Annotated in this window: 3 protein-coding genes; all 3 read right to left on the bottom strand. The window is 70.5% G+C overall.

The genetic code is table 11. From position 1 onward, the window contains the following. Window positions 1-40 precede the first annotated feature (40 nt). Complete coding sequence (locus tag VGR37_18860) at window positions 41-1,333, bottom strand: RagB/SusD family nutrient uptake outer membrane protein (protein ID HEV2149468.1); 1,293 nt, start codon at window positions 1,331-1,333, stop codon at window positions 41-43. Window positions 1,334-1,385: 52 nt separating this feature from the next. Then, the gene (locus VGR37_18855; GenBank protein HEV2149467.1) at window positions 1,386-4,409 is read right to left on the bottom strand and encodes a SusC/RagA family TonB-linked outer membrane protein; all 3,024 of its coding nucleotides are present in this window, start codon (window positions 4,407-4,409) and stop codon (window positions 1,386-1,388) included. A gap of 193 nt (window positions 4,410-4,602) precedes the next feature. Then, the coding region (locus VGR37_18850; GenBank protein HEV2149466.1) for an N-acetylmuramoyl-L-alanine amidase-like domain-containing protein at window positions 4,603-5,426 on the bottom strand (824 nt) is incomplete at its 5' end.

Genomic DNA, 5,426 nt, shown 5'->3' with positions numbered 1-5,426 from the left:
GGGCCCCCCCCGGTTCACTTCTGCGATCGACTCTCCCCGCTCAGCCTGCGCAGTTGGCCTGCGGGTTGGCGAGGCACTCCTGCGTCGGCAGGGGGAGGAACGTGAAGGTGGGCCTGCGGTCGACGAACTGCCCGAGCCGCCGCAGGTCCTCCCAGCGCAGCCCCTGCATGTACAGCTCGTACCGCCGCTCGTAGGCGATCTGCCGGAGGAGCGCGGCCTGCGTGCTCAGCTCCGCCGCCGTCTTCGGCGGCAGCGCGGCCACCGGCTCGTTCAGCGCGGAGGTGGACTGCGTCCGCACCTGGTTGATGAGGGCCAGCGCCTGGGCGAAGTTGGCGGCCCCGCCGAGACGGACGAGCGCCTCCGCCTTGATGAGCCGCATCTCGTCCGGAAGGTACACGGGGTACGGATCGTTCTTCCCCGAGTACTGCCGGAGCGCGAAGAGGAGAGTGTCCCGCGGGTTCGCGGCCGGGCTCACGGACGGGTCCAGCCAGTACGTGGGGCGCCGGTCCCCCGCCTCCGCCTCCTTCGCGAAGCTCTGCAGCCCCGCCGTGTAGCGCGCCACGAAGGAGTAGTTGTAGATCGGGTTGATGGTGGGGTCCGGGTACAGGAGGAGCGACAGCCGCGCCAGGTTGACCCGGTCGGCCGCCGCGATCGCCTGCTGGTGCTGCCCGGTGAACAGATAGTACCGGGCCAGCAGGGCGTTGATGGTGTTCTCGAGGTCGAACGCGGAGGGAACCACGCGCGACCGGAAGCCGGCCAGCTCCGCGGCGGAGACGCCCGCCAGGTCTGCGCGGGCGGACTCGAGCAGCGCGATGGCCTCGTTGAAGGCCGCCATCCGGTCCTTGAGCGGGGCTCCGCCCGGTGCGGCGTCCGTGGCCACCCGGTCGTACTGCTGGGCGATGGCCCCGATGGACATCGCCTTGAACGTCTTCGCCAGCGCGACGATCCCCGTCTCCAGCCCGCGTCCGAGACCCACCTGCGGGGCGTTGTTGATCAGCAGGTTGGCGCTGCGGATCACCCGGAAGGCGGCGGCGTAGGGCGCTTCCACCACGCCGAAGGAGGCGTCGAGCCCCTCGCCGGTCAGGAGCGAGATGTCCGCGGTGAGCGCCCGCGTCTGCGTGCCCCACTCGTCGGTGACCAGGGCGGGGGCCCGCACGAAGGTGAGCACCGAGCTCGCGTACTGGCCCTGCATCCCGACCGCCAGGGCGATGATCCCCTCGGGGTTGTTGACCACCTCCTCCTCGACGGGGGAGTTGGGATTGGTGAGGTCCAGCTCGCACCCGGTCCCCGCGAGTGCCGCGGCGAGGAGGGCGATCCCGAAGCGGATGCGCATGGAGGTCGCTCCAGTCTTGGTTCTCAGGTGTCGTTGCATCTCTCGGGGCCTCTCAGAAGGTCAGGTTCAGGCCCACGGCGACGCTCCGGGGGATCGGCGTGGTCGCGAAGTCCACCCCTCGGGCCACGGTGCTCGCCGAGAAGAGGTTGATCTCCGGGTCCAGCCCGGAATAGTCGGTCCAGGTGTACAGGTTGCGCCCCGCCACGCGGATGTCGGCGTCCTCGGCGCGCATCCGGCGCGCCCAGGCCGCGGGGAAGCGGAAGCGGAGCGCGACCTCGCGCAGCTTCACGAAGCTCCCGTCCTCGATGTACTCCTCGTAGAGGTTGATCCGGGTGGAGTTCCGGGCGAAGGTCCCCGCCACGGTGTCGCCCGTGATCTCCCGCTCCACCACCTTCGCGGAGCCGAAGAACTCGGAGATGCGGCGGGAGAAGTTGGCCACGTCGTTGCCGAACCGGCCGTCGAACAGGACGCTGAGCTCGACGTTGTCCCCGAGCGTGAGGCTGTTGGACAGCGCCGCGGTGAAGTCCGGGCTGGGATCGCCGATGATCTTGTTGGCGAAGCGGTTCGTCCGCGGGTCCCGCGCCCGTACCGGGAGCCCGGCGGCGTCGTACTTTATGCTCCCGTCCGGGTTGCGCACGTAGTACCCGCCGTAGAACACCCCCACCGGGTGCCCCTCCACCACCGCGTTCAGGTAGCCGACCACGAGGGTGTCGGCGCTGGTCTGGAGCTGCTCCACGCGGTTGCGGTTCGCGGAGTAGGTGAGGCGCGAGCTCCAGCCGAAGGCGTCACGCTGCAGGTTCACGGTGCTCAGCGAGATCTCGACTCCGCGGTTCGTGAGCACCCCGATGTTCTGGAACTGGGTGGCGTATCCCGCGCTGAGCGGAAGCGGCGCGCCGAGCACCAGGTTGTCCGTCTCCTGGTCGTAGAAGGTGAACTCGAGCGAGGCGCGGTCCCCGAAGAACCCCGCGTCGAATCCGGCCTCGATCTCCCGCTGCCGCTCGGGGCGCAGGTTCGGATTCCCGAGGGTGGAGCTGGGAAGCCGCCCAGGGCGTCCCGCGTACGAGGTGTTGAAGGTGTTGTTGAAGCGGGTGTATGCGCCCGGCGGCTGCCCGCCCGTCTGCCCGTACGCCGCACGGAGCCGGAGGGTGGAAACGATGCCGCTGATCGGGGAGTTGCTCCAGAACGACTCCCGGTCCACCACGTAGGAAGCACCCAGGCGCGGGAACAGCTGCCAGCGCTCGTCTTCACCGAAGGCCGAGGACGCTTCCACGTTGAGGCCGCCGGTGAGGAACAGGCGGTCGCCGATCCCCAGGCGCTCCTGGAGGAAGCCGCCGACCGTGGTGAACTCGGTGATCCCCTGCGAGGCGAACTGGGTCGCCCCGCCGACCACGGTCTGTCCCACGTTGAGGTCCGTCGCACCCGCGCGGATCACGTTGTCGCGATCGGAGGTGTGCCGGAACCCGGCCGTGCTGGTGAGCTGCAGGGCCGGGGAGACGTCCAGCTCGTAGTTCGCCGTCAGGTCGTTGTTGTACTTGCGGGCGAAGCGGATCGGGTTCTGGATCGACCCGCTGAAGTTCGGCCCGGTGGAGAAGGTCGGCTGGAGGTAGGTGTTCTCCTCGCGAGCGTCGTCCAGGCCGAACAGGTAGTTGATGGTCAGGTTGGAGAGCGGAGAGAGCGTGGCCTGGAAGCTCCCGATGAAGCGGTCCACGTTCTGGTCGGCCCGGAAGTCCTGGAGCACGGCCAGGGGGTTGGCGCCCAGGAGCGGGTTGTAGGGGAACCGCCCCTGGTTGGGGTCGAAGGCCGGGTTGAAGGACGTCGGCGTGAAGATCACGCTGGTCAGCACGCCCTGGGTCTGCTCGCCCTCCGGGATGTAGTTGGTCCGGGACTGGACGTAGCTCGCGTTGACCCCCACCTCCAGCAGGTCGGAGATCCGCTGGGTGATCTTGGCGCGTCCGTTGATCTTGGAGTGGTCGGTCGCGCGCAGGACGCCCTGGTCGTCCACCCAGCTCCCGGACAGGTAGTAGCTGGTCCCCTCGTTGCCGCCCGAGACGGAGAGCTGGTTGGTGGTGCCGCGCCCGGTGCGGAAGATCTGGTCCTGGATGTCGAAGCGCTCCACCGGGTCGCCCACCTTCTTGGCCAGCCCCGCCGCCACGTCACCCGCCCCGGCCCGCGGCAGCATGATGAGGTCGTACCGCTCCGGGGCCTCGCTCACGGATGCTTCCGTGCGGAAGGAGATCTGCGGCTTCCCCTGGCGTCCGCGCCGGGTGAAGATCTGGATCACCCCGTTGTTGGCACGGGAGCCGTAGAGCGCCGCCGCGGCAGCGCCCTTGAGCACCTCGATCCGCTCCACGTCGCCCGGGGCGATGTCGGAGAGCCGGTTGCTCAGGGCTGCGCCCTGCCGGCCCGCGTTCGCGCCGATGCTGATGAGGGCGTCCGAGTTGTTGTCGACGATGACGCCGTCGATCACGATCAGGGGATCGGAACCGCCCAGGATGGAGCTGGTCCCGCGCAGCCGGATGCTCACCCCCCCCCCGGGCTGTCCGGAGTTCTGGGTGATCTCAGCGCCCGTGATCTTCCCCTGCAGCGCCTTGTCCACGGAGGTGGCGGCGGGTGCCTGGTTCACCGCCTCGCCCGAGACGCTGGCGACCGTGTTCCCGACCTGCCGCCGCTCGGTCGCGACGCCCGCGCCCGTGACGACGATCCCCTCCAGCTCGACGACGCCGGCCTCGAGCGTGACGGGCGCGACCTGCACCGCCCGATCCGCCCCGAGCGTCAGCTGGCGCGTCACGTCGGAACGCCCCAGTGCGGAGAACGCGAGCGTGTAGCTTCCGGGATCGACGGGCGCCGCCAGCGTGTACCGGCCCTGCTGGTCCGTGACCGTCCGGATCTGAGCGGCGCGGAAGCTCGCGGCGCGGAGGGTCACGGTGACCCCCGCCACGGGCTGGGCGCTGGCGTCCACCACCGTCCCCTGGATGGTGTACGGCGTTCCTTGCGCCTGCGCCTCCGTGCCGGCCAGCAGGCCCGCGCAGAGGAGCAGGGCCGCGCCGATCGTTCGGCGCAGACGAGATTGATGCATCGGGAGCCTCCTGTGTGGAGTGGCCCCCCCCCGCTCCCGCCGTTGCGGCGGGGCGTACGGTAGGGGAGCGGAAGCCGCACCGGGTGTCTCCAGGATCATGGCAGCGAGACGGGATCGGTGCGTGTAGCTGTTGTATACGGCGTGGAATGGAGGAAAGCAAGCGCCATCTGCGGTTCTTCACGCCACCGCGCGCTCATCCCCAGCGCGGGCGCGCGAGCAGGATCCCGGTGGAGCGGCGGATTCCGGCGACGTACTCCGGGAGCGTGGAGCGGGTTACCTCCACCACTCCCCCGGAAAGAGGGGCGTGGAGCACCCGGAGGACGCCGCCGCGGTCGCGGTACGCGAACGCGGAGTGCGTCACGTCCAGCCCCTCGATGGTCGTGGCGAAGGCGAGCACGTCGCCGGTCTCGATCCGGCCGGACACGGCGGGGATCCCGGCCGTGGGGACCACGTGGCGCGGCCGGCCGTCCAGGCTCCGCTCCATCGCCGCGATGGCGCGGAACACCTCGTCGTTCGCGAGGGCGGGATAGCTCTCCCGGTGCTCCGTCATGAAGCGGAGCGGCCGGTTGTCCGGCCTCCCGCCCAGCTCCGCCCCCAGCTCGCGAGCGAGCCCACGCCGAGCGTTGTCCGAGATCCACTCGCTGAAGTAGTGCAGGCGCGACACGTATCCCTCGCGGACCCCGCCCCGGTACCGCATCCGCTCCATCTCGCGCCCGAAGGCGTCCCAGAGGGCTTCGCCCCGCGCGCCTGCCCCGGCGGCGACCCGCGCGACGGCCAGGCAAGACTCCACCAGCGACACGCAGTCGAAGCGGGTCAGAGAGAGCGTGAGCGGCTCCGTGCGCACCGGGCTCCCCCCGGCCTTGAGGTACGCTTCCAGGGTGAACGCCTCGTACGGCGTCCCCACGGCCAGCTCCCCCACCCGCACAGCCGCCCGCCCGAGCGGCGCTCCCCGCTCGGCGAGCCCCTCCGCGCGGAGCACGCGCACCCACTCCTCCAGCCGCGCCAGGTCCTCCGGGG

The sequence above is a fragment of the Longimicrobiaceae bacterium genome (assembly GCA_035936415.1).
In the GTDB taxonomy this organism is placed as follows: domain Bacteria; phylum Gemmatimonadota; class Gemmatimonadetes; order Longimicrobiales; family Longimicrobiaceae; genus JAFAYN01.
This window is presented reverse-complemented; position numbering and strand designations above follow the sequence as displayed.

Excerpts from the sequence above, each read along its gene's own strand:
- VGR37_18855 (HEV2149467.1), bottom strand. The coding sequence starts at position 4,409 with ATGCATCAATCTCGTCTGCGCCGAACGATCGGCGCGGCCCTGCTCCTC.
- VGR37_18860 (HEV2149468.1), bottom strand. The coding sequence starts at position 1,333 with ATGCGCATCCGCTTCGGGATCGCCCTCCTCGCCGCGGCACTCGCGGGG.